Origin of the sequence: Streptomyces sp. NPDC059371 (assembly GCF_042751995.1) — a bacterium.
In the GTDB taxonomy this organism is placed as follows: Bacteria; Actinomycetota; Actinomycetes; order Streptomycetales; family Streptomycetaceae; genus Streptomyces.
The window spans coordinates 1-25,271 of record NZ_JBHYXD010000092.1 but is presented as its reverse complement, the minus strand read 5'-3'; the positions used below and the strand labels follow the sequence as shown (position 1 = coordinate 25,271).

General features: G+C 72.5%; 26 protein-coding genes. 8 read left to right on the top strand and 18 right to left on the bottom strand.

What is annotated here, in order from left to right:
- Window positions 1-82: 82 nt before the first annotated feature.
- Window positions 83-931, top strand: a complete 849-nt coding sequence (locus ACFXGX_RS34250; protein WP_384799279.1) for a hypothetical protein — start codon at window positions 83-85, stop codon at window positions 929-931.
- A gap of 31 nt (window positions 932-962) precedes the next feature.
- On the opposite strand, the gene ACFXGX_RS34245 is transcribed toward ACFXGX_RS34250, so the two are convergent.
- From ACFXGX_RS34245 to ACFXGX_RS34230, 4 genes are all read right to left on the bottom strand, one after another.
- Complete coding sequence (locus tag ACFXGX_RS34245) at window positions 963-1,517, bottom strand: TetR/AcrR family transcriptional regulator (protein WP_384799276.1); 555 nt, start codon at window positions 1,515-1,517, stop codon at window positions 963-965.
- A complete protein-coding gene (locus ACFXGX_RS34240) occupies window positions 1,514-1,876 on the bottom strand; it encodes a DUF1304 domain-containing protein (RefSeq protein WP_384799273.1) in 363 nt (120 codons plus the stop codon). Before ACFXGX_RS34240 ends, ACFXGX_RS34245 begins: the two co-directional genes overlap by 4 nt.
- A gap of 90 nt (window positions 1,877-1,966) precedes the next feature.
- Window positions 1,967-3,598 (bottom strand): amidohydrolase, encoded by a 1,632-nt coding sequence (locus tag ACFXGX_RS34235; protein WP_384799271.1) that lies wholly within the window; start codon window positions 3,596-3,598, stop codon window positions 1,967-1,969.
- Window positions 3,599-3,632: 34 nt separating this feature from the next.
- Complete coding sequence (locus ACFXGX_RS34230) at window positions 3,633-5,126, bottom strand: APC family permease (RefSeq protein ID WP_384799268.1); 1,494 nt, start codon at window positions 5,124-5,126, stop codon at window positions 3,633-3,635.
- Between the two features lie 213 nt (window positions 5,127-5,339).
- Here ACFXGX_RS34230 and ACFXGX_RS34225 point away from each other — a divergent pair, with 213 nt between their 5' ends.
- Both ACFXGX_RS34225 and ACFXGX_RS34220 read left to right on the top strand, forming a co-directional pair.
- Window positions 5,340-6,104 (top strand): TetR/AcrR family transcriptional regulator, encoded by a 765-nt coding sequence (locus tag ACFXGX_RS34225; protein WP_384799265.1) that lies wholly within the window; start codon window positions 5,340-5,342, stop codon window positions 6,102-6,104.
- A gap of 91 nt (window positions 6,105-6,195) precedes the next feature.
- Window positions 6,196-6,657: a pyridoxamine 5'-phosphate oxidase family protein gene (locus ACFXGX_RS34220; protein ID WP_384799262.1), complete on the top strand. Its 462-nt coding sequence runs from the start codon at window positions 6,196-6,198 to the stop codon at window positions 6,655-6,657.
- Between the two features lie 31 nt (window positions 6,658-6,688).
- Here the strand turns inward: ACFXGX_RS34220 and ACFXGX_RS34215 are convergent, their stop codons facing one another.
- The gene (locus tag ACFXGX_RS34215) at window positions 6,689-6,994 is read right to left on the bottom strand and encodes a DUF4235 domain-containing protein (protein ID WP_384799259.1); all 306 of its coding nucleotides are present in this window, start codon (window positions 6,992-6,994) and stop codon (window positions 6,689-6,691) included.
- A 152-nt stretch (window positions 6,995-7,146) separates the two neighbouring features.
- Here ACFXGX_RS34215 and ACFXGX_RS34210 point away from each other — a divergent pair, with 152 nt between their 5' ends.
- Window positions 7,147-8,316, top strand: a complete 1,170-nt coding sequence (locus ACFXGX_RS34210; RefSeq protein ID WP_384799256.1) for a cation diffusion facilitator family transporter — start codon at window positions 7,147-7,149, stop codon at window positions 8,314-8,316.
- A 67-nt stretch (window positions 8,317-8,383) separates the two neighbouring features.
- Here ACFXGX_RS34210 and ACFXGX_RS34205 read toward each other — a convergent pair whose 3' ends face one another.
- Entirely contained in the window at window positions 8,384-8,827 is a 444-nt protein-coding gene (locus tag ACFXGX_RS34205) for a nitroreductase family deazaflavin-dependent oxidoreductase (RefSeq protein WP_384799253.1), read from the bottom strand.
- Between the two features lie 175 nt (window positions 8,828-9,002).
- Window positions 9,003-9,635, bottom strand: coding sequence for a LysE family transporter (locus ACFXGX_RS34200; protein ID WP_384799250.1), 633 nt, complete (start codon window positions 9,633-9,635; stop codon window positions 9,003-9,005).
- 195 nt (window positions 9,636-9,830) lie between these two features.
- On the opposite strand from ACFXGX_RS34200, the gene ACFXGX_RS34195 reads away from it, so the two are divergent.
- Complete coding sequence (locus tag ACFXGX_RS34195) at window positions 9,831-10,043, top strand: ferredoxin (RefSeq protein WP_384799247.1); 213 nt, start codon at window positions 9,831-9,833, stop codon at window positions 10,041-10,043.
- Window positions 10,044-10,058: 15 nt separating this feature from the next.
- On the opposite strand, the gene ACFXGX_RS34190 is transcribed toward ACFXGX_RS34195, so the two are convergent.
- Window positions 10,059-10,664, bottom strand: a complete 606-nt coding sequence (locus tag ACFXGX_RS34190) for a TetR/AcrR family transcriptional regulator (protein ID WP_384799244.1) — start codon at window positions 10,662-10,664, stop codon at window positions 10,059-10,061.
- A gap of 127 nt (window positions 10,665-10,791) precedes the next feature.
- On the opposite strand from ACFXGX_RS34190, the gene ACFXGX_RS34185 reads away from it, so the two are divergent.
- Window positions 10,792-11,250 (top strand): nuclear transport factor 2 family protein, encoded by a 459-nt coding sequence (locus ACFXGX_RS34185; protein ID WP_384799241.1) that lies wholly within the window; start codon window positions 10,792-10,794, stop codon window positions 11,248-11,250.
- Between the two features lie 13 nt (window positions 11,251-11,263).
- On the top strand, window positions 11,264-11,851 hold the full coding sequence (locus ACFXGX_RS34180) for a flavoprotein (RefSeq protein WP_384799239.1): 588 nt from the start codon (window positions 11,264-11,266) through the stop codon (window positions 11,849-11,851).
- A 67-nt stretch (window positions 11,852-11,918) separates the two neighbouring features.
- Here ACFXGX_RS34180 and ACFXGX_RS34175 read toward each other — a convergent pair whose 3' ends face one another.
- The 4 genes from ACFXGX_RS34175 to ACFXGX_RS34160 all read right to left on the bottom strand — a co-directional run bounded on the left by ACFXGX_RS34175 (window position 11,919) and on the right by ACFXGX_RS34160 (window position 16,760).
- Window positions 11,919-13,697: an ArnT family glycosyltransferase gene (locus ACFXGX_RS34175; protein ID WP_384799237.1), complete on the bottom strand. Its 1,779-nt coding sequence runs from the start codon at window positions 13,695-13,697 to the stop codon at window positions 11,919-11,921.
- Between the two features lie 211 nt (window positions 13,698-13,908).
- The gene (locus ACFXGX_RS34170; RefSeq protein WP_384799235.1) at window positions 13,909-14,571 is read right to left on the bottom strand and encodes an HdeD family acid-resistance protein; all 663 of its coding nucleotides are present in this window, start codon (window positions 14,569-14,571) and stop codon (window positions 13,909-13,911) included.
- Window positions 14,572-14,738: 167 nt separating this feature from the next.
- Window positions 14,739-14,936 (bottom strand): hypothetical protein, encoded by a 198-nt coding sequence (locus ACFXGX_RS34165; protein ID WP_151467062.1) that lies wholly within the window; start codon window positions 14,934-14,936, stop codon window positions 14,739-14,741.
- Window positions 14,937-15,134: 198 nt separating this feature from the next.
- Entirely contained in the window at window positions 15,135-16,760 is a 1,626-nt protein-coding gene (locus ACFXGX_RS34160; RefSeq protein WP_384799231.1) for an MFS transporter, read from the bottom strand.
- Window positions 16,761-17,076: 316 nt separating this feature from the next.
- Between ACFXGX_RS34160 and ACFXGX_RS34155 the strand changes: the two genes are divergently transcribed.
- Complete coding sequence (locus tag ACFXGX_RS34155; RefSeq protein ID WP_384799228.1) at window positions 17,077-19,740, top strand: LuxR C-terminal-related transcriptional regulator; 2,664 nt, start codon at window positions 17,077-17,079, stop codon at window positions 19,738-19,740.
- A gap of 90 nt (window positions 19,741-19,830) precedes the next feature.
- Here ACFXGX_RS34155 and ACFXGX_RS34150 read toward each other — a convergent pair whose 3' ends face one another.
- The 6 genes from ACFXGX_RS34150 to ACFXGX_RS34125 form a co-directional block, all read right to left on the bottom strand.
- The gene (locus ACFXGX_RS34150) at window positions 19,831-20,250 is read right to left on the bottom strand and encodes a hypothetical protein (protein WP_384799225.1); all 420 of its coding nucleotides are present in this window, start codon (window positions 20,248-20,250) and stop codon (window positions 19,831-19,833) included.
- 116 nt (window positions 20,251-20,366) lie between these two features.
- Entirely contained in the window at window positions 20,367-21,686 is a 1,320-nt protein-coding gene (locus ACFXGX_RS34145; protein ID WP_384799222.1) for an alpha-glucosidase/alpha-galactosidase, read from the bottom strand.
- Entirely contained in the window at window positions 21,683-22,669 is a 987-nt protein-coding gene (locus ACFXGX_RS34140) for a carbohydrate kinase family protein (protein WP_384799219.1), read from the bottom strand. Before ACFXGX_RS34140 ends, ACFXGX_RS34145 begins: the two co-directional genes overlap by 4 nt.
- Window positions 22,670-22,675: 6 nt before the next feature.
- The gene (locus tag ACFXGX_RS34135; RefSeq protein WP_384799216.1) at window positions 22,676-23,506 is read right to left on the bottom strand and encodes a carbohydrate ABC transporter permease; all 831 of its coding nucleotides are present in this window, start codon (window positions 23,504-23,506) and stop codon (window positions 22,676-22,678) included.
- A complete protein-coding gene (locus ACFXGX_RS34130) occupies window positions 23,503-24,465 on the bottom strand; it encodes a carbohydrate ABC transporter permease (protein ID WP_384799213.1) in 963 nt (320 codons plus the stop codon). The genes ACFXGX_RS34135 and ACFXGX_RS34130 overlap by 4 nt, the downstream gene beginning before the upstream one ends.
- 79 nt (window positions 24,466-24,544) lie before the next feature.
- A partial coding sequence (locus tag ACFXGX_RS34125) for an extracellular solute-binding protein (protein ID WP_384799210.1) occupies window positions 24,545-25,271 on the bottom strand: 727 nt, incomplete at its 5' end.

The following is a 25,271-nucleotide window of genomic DNA, read 5'->3' as shown; positions in this document are numbered from 1 at the left end:
CGCACCCCCGTGCTCCGGCCCGTCGAACGAACCTTCCCGCCCCGGCGTCGTAGGAGCACGAGCGACGGGTGGAGGAACTGTGGTGGGGACGCGCAGCGGGATCGTGGCCGCGGTGGTGGCGCTGGTGGGGTTCGCGGCGGCGGGGTGCGGCGGGCACGGGCATGAGGGGGTGGTGGTGACGGGCACCGCCCCCACCGCCCCGTACGCCGGGCCGCTGGACCTTCCGTACACGGCGGAGGACGGCGGGGACGCGGAGGAGAGTTCGGGGGCGGCGGGCCGGGCCCTCGAGTGCGACGGCGCGATCCGGGCGGGTGACGCGGGCGACGCGTGGAGCAAGGGTGACGGCGGGTCGACGCCCGAGGGCGGGCTGAGGGCGTACTTCGATATCTATCAGCCCGAACTGCCGGACCAGGGCTACCGGGTGGAGCGCGTCGAAGGGGACCGCGTCCTGTTCTCGTACGACGTCGGAGGCAGGACCAAGGTCGCCGTCGTCGTCGCGAAGGACCAGCCGCGGCGCCCGGGCTGGGGCCCGGAGACCAGCGCGTCCTGCGACCCCTCCGAGTTCCCGGCGAGCTGGACGAAGGCGCATGGATACGAGATCTGGACGGACCGGGACGGCCACCGCGTGCCGACCACCGAGGTGTCCAGTGTGGCGGGTGCCGAGCACTGCGACTGGCAGCGCGCGCACTTCCTCGACCTGGGCCGGTACGGCCGCCAGTACGCGCGCGATCCGCACCGGGTCCTCCCGGCCGAGTCCCTCACCGCCGCGTACGACGGAGACGTCCGCATGCCCGCCGGCGCGCGGGACACCGGCTACCGCTACGGCGACTGGCGGCTCTGGCTCACGCCGGACAGGTCCACGGCCTACGTGAAGACCTCCGGCGGGGTGGAGGCGTGGCCGGCGACGAGCTCGCGGTTCGGCTGCAAGTGATGTGCGCGCCGGGGCCGACGGGCCCGGCGCGTCACCTGCTCGCGTGCAGGGCGACGAGGAGCTGCCAGACCTCGTCCGCGACGGTGTCCGGGGTGCCCTCCAGCAGGCCGTGCAGCCAGTCACCGAGGACGCCCGCGAAGGTGGCGGCCACCGCGGAGGCGACGAGGGGCGCGTCCGGCGCACCGGCCAGGGTGCGCTCGGCCAGGCTGCGGGCCCGCAGGTCGCGGTGGAGCACCAGGCCCAGCGGGCCGCCGCCCCCCGGGCTCAGCAGCGTGCGGTAGAGACCGGCGTGCGGGGCGAGTCCGGTGAAGAAGGCGCGCAGCGCGGGGGGCGCCGACACCGGGTCGGGCCGGCCGCGCCAGGCGTGCAACGCCTCCACGGCCTCCCGTACGACGTCGGCGCACGCGTCGACGGCCAGCGCCTCCAGGTCGGCGTAGTGCACGTAGAAGGTGGCCCGGCCGACCCCGGCCCGCCGCGCCAGCGCGGCGACGCCGGTCTCCTCCAGCGGGTGTTCGGCGCACTCCTCCAGCAGTGCCTGCCGCAGCTTCGCGCGGGTCCGGGCGGCGCGCGGGTCGTCGGGTGTCATCCGGCGAGCAGGACGGCGGCCAGGGCGAGCGCCCCCGGCAGCGCCTGGGCGAAGAGGATGCGGCGGTTCGCGGTGACCGCTCCGTACACACCCGCGACCACGACACAGCTCAGGAAGAAGACCTGTGCGTCATGCCCGGTCGGGTCCGCCGCGATCAGCCCCCACACCAGGCCCGCGGCGAGGAATCCGTTGTAGAGCCCTTGGTTCGCGGCGAGCGGCGCCGTCGCCCGTGCCATCGGCGCGTCGAACCCGTGGAGTCCCCGCCCCGGCTTCCTCTCCCACAGGAACATCTCCAGCACCAGGATGTACGCGTGCAGTGCGGCCACCAGGCCCACCAGCACGTTCGCGGCCGTTTCCATCGTCGGCAGGCTCCGATTCGTCTCGTCACTTCTTGGACAGGTGTCCACTATAGCTGGACGACTGTCCAAGAAGTAACACCGTCGGGCGGCTCAGGCGTTCGGCGCCGCGTACACGCGCTCCCCTCCGACGTAGGTGAGCGCGACACCGGTCTCCTTGATCGCCTCCGGCGGTCCCGCGAAGGGGTCGCGGTCCAGGACGACGAGATCCGCGAGGCCGCCCGCCCGTACGGTCCCGGTGTCGTCGAGGTGGTTCGCGTACGCCGTTCCCGCGGTGTACGCCGTCAACGCGGCGGTCAGATCGATGCGTTCGGCCGGCAGGAACACCGGCCCCGGCGCGTCCGGGCTCACCCTGTTGACCGCGACATGGATGCCCTGGAGCGGGTCCGGGCTGCTGACCGGCCAGTCGCTGCCCGCCGCCAGCCGCGCGCCGGAACGCAGCAGCGATCCGAACGGGTACTGCCAGGAGGCCCGTTCGGGCCCGAGGAAGGGAATGGTCAGCTCGTCCATCTGCGGTTCGTGGGCGGCCCACAGGGGCTGGATGTTCGCCGTGGCGCCGAGCGCGGCGAAGCGGGGGACGTCGTCGGGGTGCACGACCTGGAGATGCGCCAGATGCGGCCGGGTGTCGCTCGGCCCGTTCGCCTTCCGCGCCGCCTCCACGGCGTCCAGGGCATGGCGTACGGCGCCGTCGCCGAGCGCGTGGAAGTGGCACTGGAATCCGAGCGCGTCCAACTCGGTGACGTACGCGGGCAGACGATCCGGGTCGATGAAGCTCTTGCCCCGATTCGCCGTGGCACAGCCGCACTTGTCGAGGTAGGGATCGAGCAGCGCGGCGGTGCCGTTCTCCGCGACCCCGTCCAGCATCATTTTCACGCTGGTGGCCCGGAACCTGCCGTGCTCCAACGCGGCCCGCCGCTCGACGAGTTCGGGGATCTGCTCGGCACCGCGGGCGCGGTCCCACCACAGGGCGCCGACCACCCGCGCGGTCAGCGAACCGTCGCGGGCCGCCGTCATGTACGCCTCCGACGGATCCTCCATGCCTACGAAGGTGCCGACGATCGCGTCCTGCCAGGCGGTGATGCCCAGCGCGTGCAGATGCCGCTGGGCGTGCAGCAGCGCGGCGAGCCGGTCGGCCGGCGTGGCCGGGGGAGTGAGCCGGCCGACCGACTGCATGGCCCCCTCCTGCAGCATGCCCGTGGGCTCGCCCGACGCGTCCCGCTCGAAGCGTCCGTCGGCGGGGTCGGGCGTGTCCCGGGTGACGCCGGCGAGTTCGAGGGCGCGGCTGTTGACCCAGGCGCCGTGATGGTCCCGGTTCGGCAGATACACCGGCCGGTCCGGTACGACCGCGTCCAGGAGCTCCTTCGTGGGCGTGCCGCCCGCGAAGGCCTCCATGGACCAGCCGCCGCCCGTGATCCACTCCCGCTCGGGGTGGGCCTCGGCGTACGCGCGGACGGCGGCCAGGGTGTCCTCGGCGGTTCTCGCGCCGGTGAGATCGCACTGGGAGAGCTCCAGGCCCGCGGGGAGCGGGTGGACGTGCGCGTCCTGGAACCCGGGCAGCAGCAGCCGCCCGGCCAGGTCGACGACCTCGGTGCCCGGTCCCGCCAGGTCGTGGACCTCGGCGTTCCCGACGGCGGTGATCCGATCGCCGGTCACGGCCACCGCGGTGGCGGTGCGGCCCTCGGGGGTGAACACCGGGCCGCCGGTGAAGAGAAGGTCAGCGTGCATGGTTCCGTTTCCTTGTCCGTGTGGCCGGAAGCGCTCAGTTGGGGGTGGCCAGGAGCTGGGGCGCGTCGGCGTCGGTTCCCCGTCCGGTGGTGAAGTACGCGGACCTGCGGACCCACTTGGCCCACGCGCCGGCCACGAAACCCGAGACGATCATGAGGGTCGGGGTGAGCAGCAGGAACCAGCCGTTGTCCGCGCTGACCTCGAAATGATCGGCCGAGTCGTAGAAGGACCAGGCGAGATAGCCGCCGAGGCCGAGCAGCGCCACGGCGCTCAGGGCGGGCAGGACGACCGCGCGTATTCCGTCCCACAGGTTCTCGCGCAGCAGCCCGCGGAACCGGGCGGCCGCCGCGAGGGCGATGAGCGCGTACGACAGTGCCACCACGATCCCGACGGCGTTGACCGTCGCCATGATCATGTCGGCGAGGCGGGGGATCACCAGGGAGAGCGCGGCGACGACCACGGCCATCGCGCCGATGAGCAGCGTGCCCATCGCCGGAGTGCCGTACCGGGCGCTGACCTTGGACCACACGGGCCCGAGCGTACGGTCCCGGCTCATCGCGAACATCCCGCGCGCCGTCGGGATCACCCCGGCCTGCAGCGAGGCGACCGCCGAGAACATCAGCGCCACCAGGGGCAGCGCGGCCAGCGGCTGGTCGGCCAGCCGGTTCCCGAGGAAGGCCAGTCCCTCGGCGCCGTGCCCGGCCAGCTCGTCCTCGGACAGCACCCGCTGGAAGGCCACCGAGCCGAGCAGGAACAGCCCCAGCATGGTCACCAGCGTGATGGTCCCGGCCCGCGAGGCGTCCCGCGGATCGCGTACCTCCTCGTTCACGGTGAACGCCGCCTCGAAGCCCCAGTAGCAGAACACCGACAGCAGCAGGCCCTGCGCCAGCGCCGTCGCCGACGGGATCTGGAACGGGTCGAACCAGCTCAGGCTGAAGGGGTGCGGACCGCTCACGATGCCGTAGCCGCAGAAGCCCAGCAGGACGACGTACTCGAAGACCAGCAGTCCGGCCTGGAGCCGCGCCGCGGTTCTGACGCCGGTCACCGCGGTGAACGTGACGGCGACGAGGACGACGACGCCCACGGCCGTGGTCTGGGCGGTCGAGCCCGGATCGAGCACCAGCCCCGCCACCTGGTGGAGGCCCGCCTGGCCGGCGAGCTGGATCATCGCCGAGCCGGTCACCGCCGTGGTGTACGCGAGGAACGCCACGGTGGCCACGATGCTCACCCAGCCGACCAGGAAACCCAGCCAGGGGCTGAGCGAACGGCCCACCCACACATAGCCGTTGCCCGCGCTCGGTTCGACCTTGTTCAGCCGGGAGAAGGCACCGGCGATCCCGAGGATCGGCACGAAGGCCAGCAGCATGATCGCGGGCAGATGCAGCCCGACGACCCCCGCCGTCACTCCGAGGCCGATCCCGATGCTGGTGGTCGCCGCCGTGCTGGAGGCGGCGATGGCGACACCGTCCAGCACACCGAGGGTCTTGCGCAAGGACGGGGGATCCACACCGTACGGCTTCTGCGTCATGGCCTGCTCCGATCGCACCCGGGGCCTGATTCCGGCCCGATGAGCGGAAATGAAACTGCCCGGGGCCTTAACAGGTCAACGCCGTTGACATAAGGTTCCGGCACCGGAGGAGGACCGCACCGGAGGAGGACCGCACCGGAGAGACCGCGCACCGCACATGAAAGATCGCGCACCGCACCGGAGACTCCGCGCACCGCACCGGAGGGAGACACCATGACGTCCGCGAACGACCGCGTCGTCCCGCCCGCCGCCCGGCGGCGCAGACGCCCCACCAAGACCGGCGTCGTCCTCTCCGGGGAACTGATCGTCGAGACCGCCCTGCGGCTGCTCAAGGAGCACGGCGCCGACGCCCTCACCGTCCGGCGCCTCGGCCTCGCCCTCGGCGCCGACCCCAGCGCCCTGTACCGGTACTTCCGTGACACGGACGATCTGCTGCTCGCGATCGCCGACGAGCTCATCGGCCGCACGCTGCGCGCCTGGCGCCCCACGGGGGACTGGCGCGCCGACCTCAGGGACCTCGGCCTGCGCATGCACACCGGGTCCCTCGCCCATCCGCAGGCCGCCGTGCTCAGCTCCTACCGGGTGACCGGCCGGGTCCACGAGATCCAGGCGGTGGAACGGATCCTCGGGGTGCTCCGCGGCGCCGGATTCCCGGATCCCGAAGCCGTACGGATCTACCACGCCTTCGTCGACCAGGCGCTCGCGTTCGCGGCCCTGGACGCCGCGAGTGTCGCCCTGCCGCCCGCCGCTCGCGACGCCGAGGCAGGCGTGTGGCGGGCGACGTACGCCCGGCTGCCCGCCGACAGTCACCCGAACATCGCGGCGACCGCCCGCCATCTCGTGCTCGACATGCGGCACAGTTCCTATCCGACGGCGCTCGACATGCTGCTGAGCGCCGCCGCGGCCCGGCTCGCGGAGCTCACCGCGGGCGATTCCGCGCCGGGACCCGCCCCGGACGGGCCCGGCCCGTCACACTGAGGCCCGCTCCACCGTCATCCGTGCGGGAACCCTGCCCGCTCCCGGCGCAGGTGCGCCGCCCGTACGCCGTCGACCAGGAGGCCGTCCACAGATGAACCCGCCCGCCCGCACCCGCAAGCAGCGCAGGCAGGACACGCTCGACCGGCTGGAGACCGACGTCGACGTCTGGGTGTCCACCGCCGACAGCGCCGGAGGAACGCCGTATCTGGTACCGCTGTCCTACCTCTGGGACGGCACGACCGTCCTGCTGGCCACCCCCGCCGCCAGTCCCACGGGCCGCAACCTGCGGGCGACCGGCAGCGTACGCCTCGGTCTCGGGCCGACACGGGACGTGGTGATGATCGACGGCACGGTCCGGACCCTGGAAGCCGGTGAGCTGCCGGAGGGGGCCGGTGACGCGTTCGCCGCCAGGACCGGCTTCGACCCGCGCGGACTCGACACCCACTACCTGTACTTCAGCGTCACTCCCGTACGGGTGCAGGCCTGGCGCGAGGCCGACGAGCTCTCCGGCCGCGACCTCATGCGCGACGGCGCGTGGCTGTCGGCCGACTGACGTCGCCGGGCCCGTGCCGCGTGCGTGCCGGTCAGTCGCGGCCTGACTTGGTGGGGGAGGGCCAGACGCCCGTGGACCGTTCGATGGCCTTCGCGCCCGAGCGGTCCACCGCGCTGCGGACGACCGCGAAGATCGCGCCCTGGAGGGCGGCCGCCAGCAGAACCTCGCCCCAGCCGCGGTCCTTGTCCAGGGCGTCGGGAGCGTCCTCCTCGTGACGTATCGCCATCCAGGTCTTCTGGAAGGCGAGTCCGGCGACCGCGCCTCCCGCCCAGCTCAGGACGAAGCCGATCGGCTTGTACGCCAGGGGCAGTGTGAGCTTCTTCTGCTTCTTGGACACCCGGGACTCCTTCTCCGCTTTCCGACACCCGCCGACCCGCGCGGGCCTCCTCCCACCGGGTACGGGTGCCCAAGGTGCCGCCCTTGTACCCCTCGGTCCGATTGTCCCGGCCGGCCCGGTGTGAGGTGGAGACCCGAGGGAAACCGGCCGGTGTGAGTGGTGAAGAGACGACGCAACCGACGGATCGCGCCCCGTCGACACGGCGGCAGGGGCGACAGCAGCGGCGGACGGAGGCCGGCTCGGACGGCTCGGACGCCAGGACCCGGGTCACCGTGCTCGTGGCACTGGGCGCCAACCTGCTGATCGCCGTGGCCAAGGCGGTGGGCGGCCTGATCTCGGGATCCCCCGCGCTCCTCTCGGAGGCCGCGCACTCCGTGGCGGACAGCATGAACGAGGTGTTCCTGCTGGCGGCGCTGCGCCGCAGCCGCCGGCCGCCCGACCGTCGGCATCCGTTCGGCTACGGCAAGGAACGGTTCTTCTGGTCGCTGCTCGCGGCCGTCGGCATCTTCGTCATGGGCGGCTGCTTCTCCTTCTTCCAGGGCTTCGAGGCGCTCCGCAACGGCGCCGAGGAATCCTTCAGCGGCTATATGACCGGGCTCGCGGTGCTCGGCGTGTCCCTGCTCGCGGAAGGCGCCTCGCTTCTGCGGGCTCTCTTCCAGATCCGCGGCAAGGGTGGCGACGGCATGCGCGACCCGGCCCTGCGGACGGTCGTCGCCGAGGACGGCACCGCGGTCCTGGGGGTGAGTCTCGCGATCGTCGGCATGGTGCTCCACATGATCACCGGCAATGTCGTGTGGGAGGCCTCCGCCTCCTTCGCCATCGGACTGCTGCTCGTGTGCATCGCCTTCTGGCTCGGCAGCGACGCCCGAGAGCAGCTCATCGGCCGGGCGGTCGACGAGGAGCAGAGCGGCCGGATCCGCGAACTGCTGAAGGCACAGCCCGAGATCGACAGCGTCGAGGCGCTGCTGACCATGGAGCTCGGCCTCGACTCGACCCTGGTGGCCGCCCGGATCGACCTGGTCCCCGGGCTCGACAGCGAGGAGGTCGAGGAGGTCGCCGTCCGTATCAAGCGCTCGGTCGCCCACACCTTCCCCGCGGCCGACCAGATCTTCCTCGACGTGACCGACGCCGCAGCCGCCCGATCGGGCGAGCATCGCGGCGCGGGCGAGGCGGACGAGGCGTGCGAGGCGGGCGGCGAGGGCCGCGGCGGGGCACGGGCGGAAGCAGGGCCGGACGACGGGGGCCGCACCGCGGACGTGGCGGCGGGAGACCCCGCCACGACAGGAAGCCCCGCCGCGACGGGGGAACGCGGCGGGGCCTGACATTCGGGTGCCCGGCGTGCTCCGGTTCATGCACACCGGTGCCGCGGCAATCCGCGGCGCGCCTCGGTCAGCCGACCGGCTCCAGCACGAAGACGGGGATCACCCGGTCGGTCTTCTTCTGGTAGTCGGCGTACGGCGGATACGCGGCGACGGCGCGCTCCCACCACTGGTCCTTCTCATCGCCGGTGATCTCCCGGGCCGTGAACTCCTTGCGCTCGGCCCCGTCCTGGAGCTCGACGCGCGGGTCGGAGTTGACGTTGTGGTACCAGACGGGGTGCTTGGGCGCGCCGCCGAGCGAGGCGACCACGGCGTACCGGCCGTCGTGCTCGACGCGCATCAGCGGGGTCTTGCGGATCTTGCCGCTCTTCGCGCCGCGTGTCGTGAGGATGATGACGGGCAGGCCGGTGTCCATCAGGGTCGTTCCCTTGGTGCCACCGGAACTCTCGTACAACTCCACCTGGTCCCGGACCCACTGCGTGGGGCTGGGCTCGTACTCGCCCTCAAGTGGCATGACTTCCGTCCCATCGTCGCATCGGACTGGTCGTGTCTCGCTGGTCGTGTCTCGGCACGATTCAACACCAGGGCGCACGCGATTCTTCCGTACCGCGCGGCCCGCGTGGCTCCCCGCGCCGGGCCGATCCCCCGGTGGGGTGTACGGGGGCCGCACCGGGCCAGGGCCCGTGACTTCATGACGAGGCCACCAGGACGCGTACGGCCAACAGCATGATCACGCCGCTCGACGCGAGCCCTGTCACGAGCCGTCCCCGGTGGCTCGTGAGGGTCCGGCCCAGCAGGGCGCCGCCCCCGGCGATCAGGAGCTGCCAGCTCGCGGACGCGGCGAACGCGGCGAGCACGAACACCCCCTGCTCCAGCGGGCGTACCGCCTCGGCCGTGCGGCTGCCGAGCACCAGCGCGGCGAAGTAGACGACGGTGGTGGGGTTGAGGAGGGTGATGCCCAGCAGGGCGACGTAGGCGCGGACGGGGCGCGGGGGGTCCTGCCCGGTCCGCTCGGGGAGCCGGCGCCCGCGGTACCGGCGGACCGCGCCGATCGCGCCGTGGACGGCCAGCGTGGCGAGGACCAGCGCGGAGGCCCGGCTCAGCGGGAGCATCACCGGCTGGAGCGCCGCGGCGAGCGCCGTGCCCCCGAGAGCGGCGACCAGGGCGTACAGCCCGTCGGCCGTCGCGACGCCGAGCGCCGCCGAGGCGCCGATCCGCAGGGACGTACGAGCGGTGAGGGAGACGAGGTAGGTCGCGACCGCTCCGACGGGCATGGCGATGCCGTAGCCCGCGAGAAGCCCCGCGACGAGCGCGGCGGTCACGACCGGGGAAGCTCGGGCCTCCGCGGTCGGCCGGGCTGCTGCTGGACCCGCGCCGGACGGACGGTGGCGGAGGTCGGCGGCAGGAAGGCTTCGATCGTGGACATGGGCAGATGTTCGGGCCACCGGAATCGGCCGCGCAACCCATTTTCACGATCCAGGGATGCCGGCATTCCTCGTGACCTGGTGAGGAGCGGCATGAGCACGGGGGTCGGCATCGCGATCGGCAAGGACGTCCGCACCGGCACGGGTCAGTACGCCCTCGCCGCTCCGGGCGTCCTCGCCCAGGACGACGACGGCTTCAGCGCGCTGCTCCCGGACCGGCCGCAAGGCGACGGTGGCCCGATGCCGCGGGAGGTGGTACCGGCCTGTCCGGTCGGCGCCGTCACGGTGACGGAGCAGACCGCCTGACCCTGCGGTCCGGCCCTATTTCCCTGCGTCCAGAAGGAGTTGGGCGGCGGCGCGCGCCTGGGCCGCGGGTTCGGCGGTCCCGTCGATGCCCGCCGTGACCATGGCGCCCTCGGCGAGGAGGAAGAGGTGGTCGCCGAGCGCGGCGGGGCGCCCCGCCGCGCTCACCAGCCCGGCCAGATAGGCCCGGAACGCCGCCTTGTGCGTACGGGCCTGCGCGGCCACCCGCTCCGACGTGGCGCCGAGTTCGCCGTACGCGTTGATCCACGCGCAGCCGCGGAAGTCCGGCTCGGCGAACCACAGGCCCAGCCAGTCGAAGACGGCCAGGATTCTTTGCTCGGGTTCCCGCCGGCTGTCGACGTGTTCCGCCAGCCGCGCGCGCCAGCGGACGTCGCGCCGCTCCAGATACGCCTCCACCAGGTGTTCCTTCGCCGGGAAGAGCTGGTAGAGCCGCTTGAGCGAGACCTCCGATGCGCCGCGTATGTCGTCCATCCCCACGGCCTGGACGCCCCGGCCGTAGAACAGCCGCTCCGCGGCGTCGAGGGCCTGCTCACGGGCGAGCGCGAGGGCCTGTTCCCGGCTGCGGGAGGGGGCCGCCTGATCCCGGGCGGTCGTGTTGTCCATGCGGCGGGCTCCTTGACCTGAGAACGTTCGTTCTCTACCTTAGCGGCCAGAAGGAGAGAACGTGCGTTCTCCATCGTTTGGGGGAACGCGCATTCTCCGTCGCTTTCGCTCGCACCCAGGAGTCCTCATGGCCGACCGTCCGCCCCTGCCGCCCTTCACCCGAGAGACCGCGCTCCAGAAGGTCCAGGCCGCGGAGGACGCCTGGAACACCCGTGATCCGCACAAGGTCTCGCTCGCCTATTCCGAGGACTCGGTCTGGCGCAACCGGGACACCTTCGTCACGGGCCGTGCCGGGATCGTCGAGCTGCTCACCGGCAAGTGGGCCCGGGAACGCGACTACGCCCTGCGCAAGGATCTGTGGGCCTTCGACGGCAACCGCATCGCGGTCCGCTTCCAGTACGAGTCGCGGGACGCCGACGGCCAGTGGTGGCGCTCGTACGGCAATGAACTGTGGGAGTTCGACGAGCACGGTCTGATGACGAGGCGCGAGGCCTCCATCAACGACGTGCCGATCGAGGAGGCGGAGCGCCGGATCTTCGGCCCGCGCCCCGAGTCCGAACGCGGACAGGGCTTCCCGCTCCACTAGCTAGGGTTCGCACGTGAGCGAACCGACTGAACCCGGCAGGCCCGGCAGGCCCGTCCCACCCGGCGGACCTGCCGGACCCGGCGGAAAACCCTTCCTCTACGTCGTCGTCTGCGCGGCGGGCGTCGCCGAGGACGTCGGCACGCTGATCGCCGCGGCGCGGCAGCGGGGCTGGGAGGTCGGTGCCATCGCCACACCCCAGGGGCTCGGCTTCATCGACGCGGCGGCGGTCGAGCGGCTGACCGGCCGCCCGATCCGCTCCGCCTGGCGCGCCCCGGGCGACCCTCGCCCCTTCCCCGCGCCGGACGCGGTGGCCCTCGCGCCGGCCACCTTCAACGCCGTCAACAAGTGGGCGGCCGGCATATCCGACGCCCTCGCCCTCGGAACACTGTGCGAGGCCTACGGACTCGGCGTCCCGATCGCCGTACTGCCGTGCGTGAACGAGGCGTTGGCTGCCCACCCCGCCTACCGGGCCAGTGTCGATCGACTCCGCGACATGGGCGTCCGCTTCGGCGACCCGTACGCCGGCGAAGACCAACAGGACGGCGGGCCAGGGGATTTCGACTGGGAACGCGTACTGGACCTGCTGACACCCGAGACCTGAGCACCCTCCAGGGAGTTCAACAGGGAGTTCAACGTGTTCACATTCGCCGGCGGGGACTGACGCCGCCTCAAGCCCTCCGGAAAACAGTCATGGAGTGACCGACCTCCTCGACCCGCCTGCTCGTAGCCAGCAGTGTCTTCAAGCGGGCGTCGGCCTTGTCGATCGCGGTGTCGGAGACGACCAGCAGTCCGTGCACGTGGGACGCGGGCACCGTGCGGGGGTCGGTCGCGTGGATGCCGTAGGCGGACGGTACGCCGGCGCCCTTGTAGACGAGCCACACCTTCTCGTGGGGGTAGTGCCCCTTCAGTCGGTCGGCGAGGCGGCCGAGGTCCTGGCCCCAGTCGACGTTCGAGTCGTGCAGCCGCAGATAGGTCTTCTCCGGGCCGCCGAACGCCTCGTTCGAGTACGGCAGGTAGTACGGGTACGTCAGCAGCGAGCTGACGGCCACGAACAGGACCAGCGCCGCCGTCCCGGTCCGCGCACGGGCCGGCCACCGTCGGCGCACGGCTCCCGCCCACGCCGGCCGGCCCGCCGCATCCGGGTTGCGCCCGCGCACGGCGACGGCACAACCCGCCGCGACCGCGAGGAACACCGGCACGAACAGGGCGTAGCGCACGCCGAGATCGCGGGAGCCGGTCATCGCCGAGGCCAGCAGCAGTGCCGGGGGTACCAGGACGTACGGGGCCGCGGGGCGCAGCCGGCGTACGGCCAGGAGGGTGAGCGATCCGGCCGTCCAGAGCGCCATCATGCCGAGCGGGGTCTTCACCAGCAGCGCCGCCGGCAGGTAGTACCAGAGAGACCCCTGGTAGAGCCGGCCGAAGAGGAAGCCCTGCCAGGTCGCGTTCTCGAAGCCGAACTGGACCCGCATCCCGTCCCGGTAGGGCCGCGGCAGGGGCAGACGGTCGACGAGCAGCGCGCGCAGTCCGTGCACGGCCGGGAGGTCCGAGGGCGCTGTCCAGCGCAGCCGGGGATCGACGGCCAGATAGGTGGCCCACACCACGGCGACGGCCACCAGGGCCATCCCGGCGACGGCCGCTGCGGCGAGTCCGAGCAGCCGGGCCTTCGCCCGCGCGTCGCCCGTCGGTGCCGCGCCCGGGTCGGCACGGCCCGCGTGCCACACGGACACCACCGCGAGGAGCAGCACCACCGGTACGGCCGGCAGCATGCTCATCTTGGTCGCCACCGCCGCGCCGAGCGCGACGGCGGAGAGCGGCAGGTACATGAACGGTCTGCGCCTGGCCCGCCACACCAGCCACACCGACGTCAGCAGGAAGCCCGACGCCGGCACGTCGAGCGTGGCCAGCGAGCCGTGCGCGATCACGTCGGGCGAGAACGCGTAGAGCGCGAGGGCGACCAGCGCGCCCGTACGGCCCGCGAGTTCACGGGCGAACGCGAGGACGACCAGCCCGGACAGCAGCGTCAGGACGATCACCGGCAACCGCGCCCACAGCATCACCCGCCAGGGATCGTTGCCGGACTCGTACAGTACGTGCCGCCCGAGCTCGGTCTGGTCACCCTCGAACGCGGGATCGAGGTGCGGGTGCGCGAACAGCAGGCCGGTCCCGATGATCAGCTTGCCCAGTGGCGGATGCTCGGGGTTGTACCGCAGGTCGTGCTGCTGGACGTAGACCGTCGCGGTGCCCACGTACACGGGCTCGTCGATCGTCGGGGTCTGCTCGACGGCCGTGCTGACCATGGCGACGGCCATCTGGACCAGCAGCAGGGCCACGGCCACCACGAACACGGCGCGTTTGTGCCGCCGCAGCCGCCCGAGGAGCGTGTGCGGCGCCACCGCGCTGTTCACCGGCACGCGCTCGTCGTGCCTGCTGGCCAGAAATGTCGGCATGCCCTTTGTTACGTCCGCTCCGTACGAGCCTGCTCATCGGGCGGCCCACGGATTCGGGTACGCGCCGAGGCGCCGGCCGGATCATCCGGTCGGCGCCCGGGCAGGGGAGTCACGAGTATGCCCGGCGTTCCGCACAACTCAAGGAGTCGCGGGCGGCGATGTGCGCGGGGCCGGGGTGCTCGGCCTCCTCCGTCCGTGCCGCTGTCTCTCCTCAGTAGGGCGAGGCCGGGTCGCGCGGCGCGACGGACACCGCCCGGCGCAGGGCGGCCCGCCAGGCGAAGGCCACCGCGAGTTCGACCAGGCCGATCAGCACCATCCACAGACCGAGCAGCCGGGTCAGGGCACGGGCCGACTCGGTCGGCAGCGCCAGGACGACGATGCCCGCGATGATCCCGATCGCCGCCCCGCACAGGACGAAGCCGCGGTGCGGCAGGTCCCTGGAGGAGAGGGCGGTGTACGCGGTCAGCACACCGGACACGAGCCAGACGACGCCGAGGATCAGGGAGAGCGCGGCGATGGTCTGCAGCGGGTTGCGCAGACACAGGACGCCGGCCAGCACGTACAGCACCGCGACCAGCAGCGTCGCGAACCGGCTGCCCTGCTCCCGGTGGCCGAACACGGACACGAACCGGAACCCGCCGATGACCAGCAGGTAGAGGCCGAGGAGGACCGCGAGGACGTGCAGGGTCTCCTCCGGCCAGACCAGGACCAGGATGCCGGGGATCAGCGTCGCGACGGCCGAGCCGAGGAGCCAGGTCCAGGAGGCGCCGACTCGGTCCAGCAGTACCACGGGGTCGCCCGGGGGCGCGGAAGCCGGGCGGCCGGGCCCGGGCTCCGGCCCGGTGTGCGGTGCCGAACCATGCGATTCCGTCATGGTTCCTCCTCACGCGGTCGAGCGGATCACGCGGCCGAGCGGACCGGTCGCGGACCGCCGACGGGACGGTGGGTGGATTCCCGCCGTCCACGGTCCCGTGTGCCGGGCCCCGGCGGCTCACCCCCGGCGGGTGATCCTCGCGCTCACCCCGGTGGCCGGCGCCTGCGTCACCCCGGCAGTTGGCGCATCTCCACGACCCGCAGTCCGAGCGACCGGCAGCGGGCCAGCAGCCCGTACAGATGCGCCTCGTCGACGACGGGGCCGAACAGGATGGTCTGACCCGAGATCAGCACGTGGTCCATCTCCGGGAACGCCTCGGAAAGCGTCTCCGACAGATGTCCCTCGACGCGGATCTCGTACTGCATGCGGGGCTCCCCCCGGCGGGCGGCCTGGGGCGGGCGGACGGCACCCTTCCCCACGATCATCCGCCGGCCCGCCCCGCGCGCCCTCACCCGCAGGAGGTGAACCCGGGACCGGGCGGCCGCCTCGCGCGGTCACGTCCGTCCGGGCCTCGCGCGTCCCTATGGGCCTCGCGCATCCCTGACCGTACGAGCCCCGTGTGTTCACGCCTGTTCGAGGGGGACGGCCGAGCCGCCCGTGCCGGGTTCCTTCCCGCGGCCCGCCCGTCCGGTCGGCAGGTGCGTCGTGACCAGGAAGCTCGCCAGTGTGATGCCGCCGGCCGCGAGGATCGCCGCCTTCAGACCGTTCAGCTGCGCCGTCGCGTAGGAGTCCGTGACGGCGTCGACCTCGGCCGGCGGCAGCCCGGCCTGTTCGGCCGCCGAACGCACCTGGTCGGTGGGGACGAAACTGATGCCCGCCTCCAGCGCGACGCCGGTCTTCTCACGTGCCTCCTGCGACAGGTCCGGATGCTGCGCCACCTGGGTGAGGAAGGCCTGCGCCAGGGCGCCGACGAGGATCGACCCGATCAGCGCCGTACCGAGCGCGGAGCCCAGATTCTGGGCGGTGAACTGGAGCCCGCCGACCTCGCTGCGCTCCTCCTCGCCGGCGCTGGACTGCACCACGTTGCCGAGCTGGGAGGCGAGCAGCCCCATGCCGACACCCAGCAGGGCCATGGCCCCGGCGAACTGGGCGTCGTCGATGACCGGTTGAATGGTGGCCAGCAGCCAGGTGATGGCTCCGAGCAGCGTCAGCAGGGCCAGTCTGACCACACGGCGCGGCCCCATCACCCGCCCCAGCCTGGAGGCCAGCACGGAGGCCGCCAGCATCGTGACGGACACCGGGAGCAGCCGCAGCCCCGTCTGGAACGCGTCGAATCCCTGCACCACCTGGAGATACAGCGGGATGGCGAAGAACAGCCCCAGCAGGATGAGGTTCTGGCTGACCAGCGTCAGCAGACCGGAGCGCAGGGGCAGCCGGTGCAGCAGCGACAGATGGATCAGCGGGTCGGTGCCCTGCGCCTCCCTGCGGCGCTCCCACTTGGCGAACACGGCGAGGACGAGCACCCCGGCGGAGACGACGAACAGCGTCGGGGCGAAACCGAGGACGGTGAAGGGCGGGTTGCGGGGCTGCACCCACCCCCAGGTACCGCTCTGAAGGACACCCAGCACACCCAGTCCGAGTCCCGCCGCCGACAGGAAGGCGCCCACGCCGTCCAGCCGGGGGCGGGACTCGGGCAGGGGCTTCTCGGGGATCGCCCGGCGGAAGCACAGCATCGCGACGACGACCACGACCTCGCCCGCGAAGACCAGCCGCCAGGTGAGGTACGTCGTCACCCAGCCGCCCAGCAGCGGTCCGACCGCGATACCGGCGCCGGCGAGCCCGCCGATGACCCCGTAGGCGACGGCACGGTCCCGCCCTCTGTAGGACTCCGCCACCAGGGCCGCCATGGCCGGCAGCACCAGTGCGGCCCCGAGCCCCTCGACGACCGACCAGCCGAGCGCGAGCATCCACAGAGTGGGAGCCACCGCGGTCAGGGCCGACCCCACGCCGTAGACGACGAGTCCGACGAGGAACAGCCGACGGCGTCCGAGGATGTCGCCGAGCCGTCCGCCGGTGGCCATGAAAGCGGCCATGACCAGCGCGTAGAGGGTGATGACGGCCTGGATGGCGGTGACCTCGGTGTCGAAGTCCTCCACGAGCTGGCTGATGGACACGTTCATGACGGACGTGTCCAGGACCATCAGGAACTGGGCCGTCCCGAGCACGGCCAGAGCGCGCCAGTGTTTCACCGGTGACCACCTCATCGATTCGGCCCGCGAGGCCGCTCCGCCGGACGGCGGTGTCCGGCCCGGCTCCGCGTCCACGGCACCTCCATGGCACCCGGAGTCACGCCTCCCCGCCATCCGGGGCTCCGCTCCCATGACACCCGACGCGAGGTGCCCCACGCCTCACCCTCGGCGGGGGACCGGAAAGCCTGTCTTGCGGCATTCGGGACAGCGGGTGACGATCAGTGTGCGGGGGTTACACCGGGGAGGGAGCCGTGGACCCGGACCACATCGGATCGGACGCGTCGCCGCTGCCGAGACATCGCGGAGGCAGGACCCCATGGCCGGGCTGCTGACACCGGGTGGTGACCCGCTGCTCGCCGTCCGGTTCACCGTCCCGGACCTGACGGAGACCTTCGTCCGCAGGCCGCGGCTGATCGGACGCCTCACCGAGGGCGTGCGGGGTCCCCTCACACTGGTCAACGGGCCCGCGGGCGCCGGGAAGACGCTCCTGGTCGCCCACTGGATCTCCACGAGGGACCGCCCGGACGACGTGGCCTGGCTGACCGTGGAGCACGAGGACACCGGCCCCGGCATCTTCTGGACGTACGTCCTCGAGTCCCTGCGGCGGCACGGAGCGGCTGTCCCCGACGACATCGGCAGCCCGTCGAGCCCCGGAGACGTGGACCACTCCCTGCTGACCCGGCTGGCGGCCTGGCTGAGCGAACGCGCGGAGCCCGTGATCCTGGTGCTCGACGAGTTCGACCGGGTGGGCGCCTCGGCGGAGGTCGCCGACGAGCTCCAGTTCGTCCTGCGCCACGCGGGCGGCGGACTGCGACTGGTCATCGTCAGCCGTACGGAGCCACAGCTACCGCTCCACCGCTACCGGGCCGCCGGAGCGGTCGCCGAGGTCCGGGGCGCCGACCTGGCGTTCGTCCCGGGCGAGACGGCGGCCCTGCTGAACCGTCACGACATCCGGCTGTCGGACGAAGGCGCGCGGTCACTGACGGAGCGGACCGGAGGCTGGGCGGCCGGACTGCGCCTGTGCATCCTCGCGGCCCAGCACGTCGACGACCCGGACACCTTCATCAAGAACTTCGAGGCGGGCCAGAGCACGCTCGCGGACTTCCTGCTGGCCGAGGTCCTGGAGGCGCAGGAGGAGGAGACACAGGATCTGCTCCTGCGGTCGAGCATCCTCGACCAGATCCACCCGGATCTGGCCAACGCCCTGACGGGCCGGGACGACGCGGACGCCATCCTGGCCGGGCTCCAGCACGCCAACGCCTTCGTCGAGGCCATCGGCCACTCCTGGTACCGGCTGCACCCCCTGTTCGCGGAGATCCTGCGGGTCCATCTGCGGGTCAGACTGCCGGGTCTCGAGCCGGAGCTGCACCGGCGCGCCGCCCGCTGGCTGAGCGAGTCGGGCCTGCTGGCGGAGGCCCTGCCGCACGCGGCGGGGGCAGGGGAATGGGAGCTCGCGGCCGGCCGGTTCGTCGACGAGCTGGCCATGGGCGAGCTGCTGACGGGACTCGACGCCGAACGCCTCGACGGACTGTTCGCCGCCATGCCGTCGGACGCGGCCGGGCCTGCCGCGTGTCTGGTGCGCGCCGCCCGCGAACTCGTCCGCCACGACGTCGACCGGGGCCTTGAATATCTGCGCCGGGCGGAGGAGAACCTGGAGGGCGAGGGGGCCGGCCCCGCGGCCCTGCGGCTGAGCCACGCGCTGCTGCGGGTGTTCGCGGCCCGGCTGACCGGCTCCGCCGACAGGGCACAGGCGGCGGCCGAGGACATGGCGGCGGCGGAGCTGTCCCTTCCGGCCGAACTGCTGGAACGGCACCCGGAGCTGCCGGCCCTGATGCTCACCGGACTGGGCTCGGCACAGCTCTGGGCGGGGCGGCTCGACGCGGCCCGGATCTCGCTGTCCGCAGCCACCCAGGTCGACGACGGACCGTCCACCGCGTCACCCCGGCACGAATCCCTCGGCCGGCTGGCCCTGATCGACCTCCTGTGCGGGCGGCCGGGCCGCGCGGAGTCGCACGCGCGGGCGGCGGTCGCCGGGGCGGAGCGCTCCGGCCTGCCGCCCCCCGCCCGCACGGGCGTCGCCCAGCTCGTCCTGGCGGCGGTCGCCGTCGACCGCGACGATCTGGCCGCGGCGCAGACCCACCTGGACCAGGCGACCGCCTCCAGCCCGGTCGCGCACGATCCCGTCGCGACGGCGGGCCTGGCGCTGGTGCGCTCCCGGATGCTCCTGGCCAAGGGACATCCGAAGGAGGCGCTGCGCGTCCTGGACGAGCTGAGGCGCCCGCCGCACGGGATCGAGCCCTCGCCGTGGGTGACCGACCGGGCAGCGCTCGCCATGTCGACCGCCTACCTGGCCCTGGGTGAACCGCTCGCGGCGATGGACGTGCTCGTGGAGGAAGGGGCGACCGGGCCCGAGGCCACGGCCGCCGCCGCCCGTGCCCGGCTCGCCACCGGTGACCGGGAGGCGGCGCGCGCCCTGCTGGACTCACTCTCCTCCGAGGTGGACGAGGGGCCGGCCATCGCCGTCCGGGTGCTGCTCGCGCGGGCGCAGACGGCGGACGCGCTGGGGGACGACTCCACCGCCCAGCGGCTGGTGGCGCGGGCGCTGCGAACGGCCAGGCCGGAGCATCTGAGACGGCCGTTCCTGGAGGCCGGCCCCTGGCTGCGGAGCTATCTGCGGCACCGGCCCGTGCTGGCCCAGGGCCATGAATGGCTCCCGGAGGCGGCCGCGGTCCTGGGCGTCGGCCATGCGTCGCGGGCGGGTGACGAACCGGTGACCGCGCCGGTGATCGAATCGCTCAGCGAGCGCGAGCAGGAGGTGCTGGAGAGGCTGGCGCAGATGATGTCGAGGGACGAGATCGCCGCCGATCTGCATCTGTCGGTCAACACGGTCAAGACCCATCTCAAGAGCGTCTACCGCAAGCTCGCCGCGACCCGCCGGGGCGAGGCCGTACGACGGGCCCGCGACCTGCACCTCCTGTGAGCCGCGGACCCGTCGCGTCGGATGCCGGCCGGCCCGGTCGAGCCCGGCCCTCGAGCCCGGCCCGGCCCGGTCCGGCTCCGGCGCCGTCGGCTAAGGCGTGTCCGAGTCCGGCCGTGCCACGCAGAGCGCCCAGATGACGAATCCGTACAGGGCTATCAGCGTCAGCGACCAGACGGGGTAGTACGGGATGTCGAGGAAGTTGGCGATGATCAGCAGTGCGGCGATGCCGACGCCGATCACCCGGGCCCAGGTGGCCGCCGTGAACAGGCCGAGGCTCACGACCACGGCGACCGCGCCGAGTGTCAGGTGGATCCAGCCCCAGCTCGTCAGGTCGAACTTGAAGACGTAGTTCTGGCCGGTGACGAAGACGTCGTCCTCGGCGATGGCCATGACGCCCCGCAGGATGTCCAGGACGCCGGAGACGAACAGCATCACCGAGGCGAAGACCATCAGGCCGCTCGCGGCCGTCAGTGTGCCCTTGGAGCGGGTGTGATGCTGGGTGGTTGCCATGGCGAGACCTCCGTTGCACGGGCTGCGACCGCAGCCACTCACCACCGAGCCTGCGACACCCGGGCCCCACCGGCCTCACCCCCTGAGGGTGACCGTGAACCGACATGCTCCCCCGCTCAGTGGCCCAGCAGCGCCCTCAGCTCGGGCTGGAGCAGATCACCGTGAGCCCGTACGAGGTCGTCGCACAGGTCCCAGATGCGCTCGACGGGGAGAGCCGCGGCCGTCGCGGGGTCGGCCATCGCGGCGTGCCGGATGTGGCGCGGCTCGTTGTCCGTGGCGGCGCGGACCACCAGGTCGGTGACGGAGACGTACGCGCTGTTCAGCGCCGCGCACTGCGGGGGCAGCGCGCCGACACGGGTCGGCTGCACTCCCAGCGCGTCCGTCAGGCAGGGCACCTCGACGACACAGTCCGCCGGGAGGTTGTCGATGAGCCCGCGGTTGGGCACATTGCCGTAGACCGTGCGGGGGGTGCCGGTCAGGGTGCTGTGGATGATCTGCGGGGCGTACTCCAAGGTGCCCTCGACGGGGAGGGGCACCCCGGAGGCCAGCGCGTCGCGGGTGCGCCGGTAGCTAGCCGCGTTCTCCTCGATGATGTCCAGATAGGCGCCCACCGGCAGTCTGAGCCGCTCGATCTCGCTGTCGTGGTGGAGGTACCACGGCACGTACTCCGAGGAGTGCTCGCTCGTCTCGGTGGGGTAGTGGCCGAGGCGGCGGTACATGTCCACACGGACCCGGCGCAGCAGTTCCGGATCCTTGGCGATGGCCTCGTCCAGGAGCGGGTAGAGGTCCTGGCCCGCGCGCTCGAAACGCAGCACCCACGCCTGGTGGTTGACCCCGGCGGCCAGGTGGGTGACCTCCTCGAAGGGAACGCCGACGATCTCGGAGAGGTCGTGCATCGTCCAGTGCACCGAGTGGCACAGGCCGGTGACGCGCAGCTCCGGGGCGATGCGGCTCAGATAGAGGACGTTCATCGCCATGGGATTGGTGTAGTTCAACAGCAGTGCGTCCGGGCAGAGTTCGGTCATGTCGGCGGCGAGCGCGCGGAGCACCGGGAAGGTGCGCAGGGCGCGGAAGATGCCGCCGATGCCGAGGGTGTCGCCGATGGTCTGGCGCAGTCCGTAGCGGGCGGGCACGGCGAAGTCGGTGCGGGTCGCGCTGTCCATGCCGACCTGGATGATGTTGATGACGAAGTCGGCGTCCTCCAGGGCCGCCCGGCGGTCGCGATGCGCGGTGATCACGGGCCGCGCGCCGCGAACGCCGGCGATGTACCGGGCGGCGCCCTCGGCGGTGTCGAGCCGCTCTTGGTCGATGTCGTGCAACGCGATCCGCGCGTGCGCGAGTTCGGGGAACGTGAACAGGTCGGCCAGCAGCCCCTGGGTGAACACCACGCTCCCGGCTCCGATGAAGGCGATCTTCGGGGCGGTGACGTCGTTCATGAAGGACTCCTGGTCTCGCGGGTGCGGAGGGCTGGTGGAACGGCGGGGAGGCGCGCGCGGGCCGCGGCGAGGGCCTCGTCCCAGGTGGCCTGTGCCGCTGTGCCGCCGTGCGCTCGTGTCGAGAGCGAACCGCAGGCCGCGGCCACCGCGAGCGCGGAGCGCAGGTCGAGGCCGCGCAGGGTCGCGGCGACGAACCCGGCGTCGAAGCTGTCGCCCGCGCCGACGGTGTCCACGGGGTCGACGGCCACGGCAGGCGCGTGCGTGAGCCGTGTCCCGGTGTGGGCGAGGGCGCCGTTCGCGCCGTCCTTGACCACGACCGTCGGCCCCCGGCCGGCCAGGACGGCGGCGGCCGCGGCGGGTTCGGCCGTCCCGGACAGCGCGGACGCCTCGGCCGCGTTGGGCAGCAGGAAGTCGGTGAACTCCAGGACGGGACGCAGGAGTTCCGGGTCCCAGCGGCCGGCCGGATCGTCATTGGTGTCGAGTGACGTCGTCGCGCCGGTCTCCCGCGCCAGGGCGAACAGTGGTGCCAGGGAACGCGCCAGACGGGGCATCAGGTAGAACGAGGCCGCGTGCACGTGCCGCGAGGCCCCGATCAGGTCCGCCGGCACGTCCTCGGCGCCGGTCGCGGTGAGACAGCCCGGCGCCGTGAGGATGGCCCGGTCCCCGTCCCCGGCCGTGACGACCGTCGTGAGCGGCGTGGGCCGGACCGGGTCGGTGACCAGGAAGGCCACGTCGACGCCGCGCCCGGCGAGCGCCTCGCGCACGAAGGCGCCCGCGGGGTCGTCGCCCACCCGCCCCGCGAACGCGACCCGCAGCCCGAGCCGCGCGGCCCCGCACGCCATGATCGCGGCGGAGCCGCCGAGCACCAGCCCCGCGTGCTCGACGAGTTGTTCGCGCTGCCCGAACTCCAGAGGGCCGCGCAACGGGCCGACGACGACATCCGGATTGGCGTCACCGACGACGAGGAGATCGAAGGATTTCATGGTGGCCTAGCCCTTCAGACCGCTCGAAGTGAGCGACTGGACAAAGGTCTTCTGCGCGAGCAGGAACGCGACCAGGACGGGCAGCACGGTGATCACGTTGCCCGCCATCACCGCCGACCACCGCGTGTGGTGCTGTCCCTGGAAGGTCGTCAGACCGAGCTGCAAGGTGTACCGCGTGTCGTGGTTGATCGCGATGAGCGGCCAGGACAGGTCGTTCCAGGTGCTCAGGAACGTCAGCACCGCCACCGTGGCCAGCGCGGGCCGGGCCAGCGGCAGCACGATCGAGAACAGCACCCGCAGCCGCGAACACCCGTCGATCCAGGCCGCCTCCTCCATCTCCCGGGGCAGCCCCAGGAAGAACTGCCGGAACAGGAAGACCGCGAACGGGGTGACGAGCGAGGGCACGATCAGCGCGCCGAGCGTGTCGATGAGCCCCAGTTCCTTCATCACCAGGAAGGTCGGGATCATCGTGAGCTGGAAGGGGATCACCATCGTCGCGAGCATCAGGGCGAGCAGCGTCCGCGAGCCGGCGAACCGCATCCGCGCGAAGGCGTAGCCGCCCAGCGCCCCGAGCAGCAGGTTCGACAGGACGGCCGCGACCGCGACGATCAGTGAATTGGCGAACCAGCGCGGGAACATTGCGTTCCCGAGCACATAGCGGTAGCCGCCCAGGTCGATCCCCTTCGGCCACAGCGCGGGCGGGAACCGGTTGATCTCCGCGTCGGACATCACCGAGCTGAGCACCAGCCACACCAGCGGCAGCGCGAAGCACAGGGTCAGCGGCGCCAGCAGCAGATGCCGTCCGCTGGGCCAGCGGGAGGTGGCGGGTGAACTCATCGGACCGCTCCTTCGGTACGTTGCTGCCGGCGCCGTACGAGACGCAGCGCGCCGCCCGCCATCAGCAGGGCGACCGCGAGGACGTACGCCGCCGCGGCCCCGTAGCCCGCCGTGAACGTCTGGAACGCCTGCTGCCAGACGAAGTAGACGACCACGCCGGTCGAGCCGAGGGGGCCGCCCTTCGTCGTCACATAGATCAGGTCGAAGACCTGGAGGGCCGTGATGAGCTGCCACAGCAGCAGGAACACGGTGACCGGGGTGAGGGTCGGCAGGACGATGTGGCGCAGCACCCGCCAGCGGCCCGCCCCGTCGATCCGCGCGGCTTCCACGAGTTCGGGCGGCACGTCCTGGAGCGCGGCCAGATAGACGACGACGCAGAACCCGACCCCGCTCCACAGCGAGATCAGCACCAGCAGATAGATCGCCTGGTCCGGGTCGGTGAGAAAGCCCTGCGGGGACAGCCCGAGCTTGTGCAGCAGGGAGTTCGCGGCACCGAACTCGGGGTCGAGGATGAACGAGAAGAGCACGCCCTGCGCGGTCGCCGAGACGACGAACGGAACGAAGACGAGCGTGCGGTAGAGGCCGATGAACCGGATACGGCGGTTCAGCGCCAGGGCCAGCATCAGCCCGCCGAGCAGGCTGAGCGGCACGTACAGGGCGGCGTACAGCAGGGTGTTGCCCACGGCCGTACGGAAGTTGGGGTCCTGGGCCAGGGCCCGGTAGTTGTCGAGGCCGACCCATCGGCCAGGGGTGACCAGATCGTCGGCGCGGAAGGAGAGCAGCAGCGACCACACGACGGGCACGATGCTCAGGCCGAGGATCACGACGACCGCGGGGCTGATGAAGGCCCAGGCGGTGGCCGTCTCACGGCGGCCGCGGCGGCGGGCGGCGCGTCGTGCGGCGGCCGGGGTCACCGCGGGGCCGGGTACGACGGTGAAGGCGCGGGGAAGGGTGGACATGACGGCCTCCTTCAGCCGGAAGTCGGCTGGGAACGTCTGACGTCGGGGTCACCGGGGACGAGCCGGGGACGAGCCGGGGTCACCTGGGGATGAGCAGAGCCGCGTCGGCCGTGTCGGCGCACCGGCGGAGAGCGTGGGCGGGGGAGTCCTTGCCGAGGAGGACCGAGACGATCGCCCCGCCGAGCGCCTGGGAGATCTGCGGGTAGGCCGCGTGCACGGGCCGGACCCGGGCGGAGGCCAGGGTGTCGGTGAACACGCCGAGGCCGGTGGTCGACCCGGTGTGCTCGCGCCATTCCGGACGCCCGGCGGTTCCCGAGCCGAGCGGGAGGCTGCCCGCCGCGATGTCCCAGCGCGCGTCCTGGGCCGGCCGGTTCATCCAGCGCACGAACTCGACGGCCGCGCGGGAACGGGCGGAACCGTTGTCGAACACGGTCCAGGTGTCGGGACCGGAGATGGTGACCGGCCTGCCGCTGTACGTCGGGAGCGGGACGACGTCGTAGTCGACCTTCGCGGTGATGATGTCCGGAAGCTGCCAGGGTCCGGTCGCCACCATCGCCATCCGGCCGCTCAGGAACACCTGGTACATCTGCTCGCTGCCGGGCTTCGGGTCGACGTACACACTCTTGTCGTGGGCGAGTCGGGCGACCGTCGTGAGGGCTCTGGTGCCCTGTTCGGCGAAGCCGATCCTCTTGCCGTCGGGGGGGGGCCCCCCCCCCCCCCGCGGCCCCCCCCCCCGCCCCCCCCCCCCCACCGGGTACGACGCGCCCGGGGCCGGCCCGCCCCGGGCGCCCCACCCCCCCCCCCGC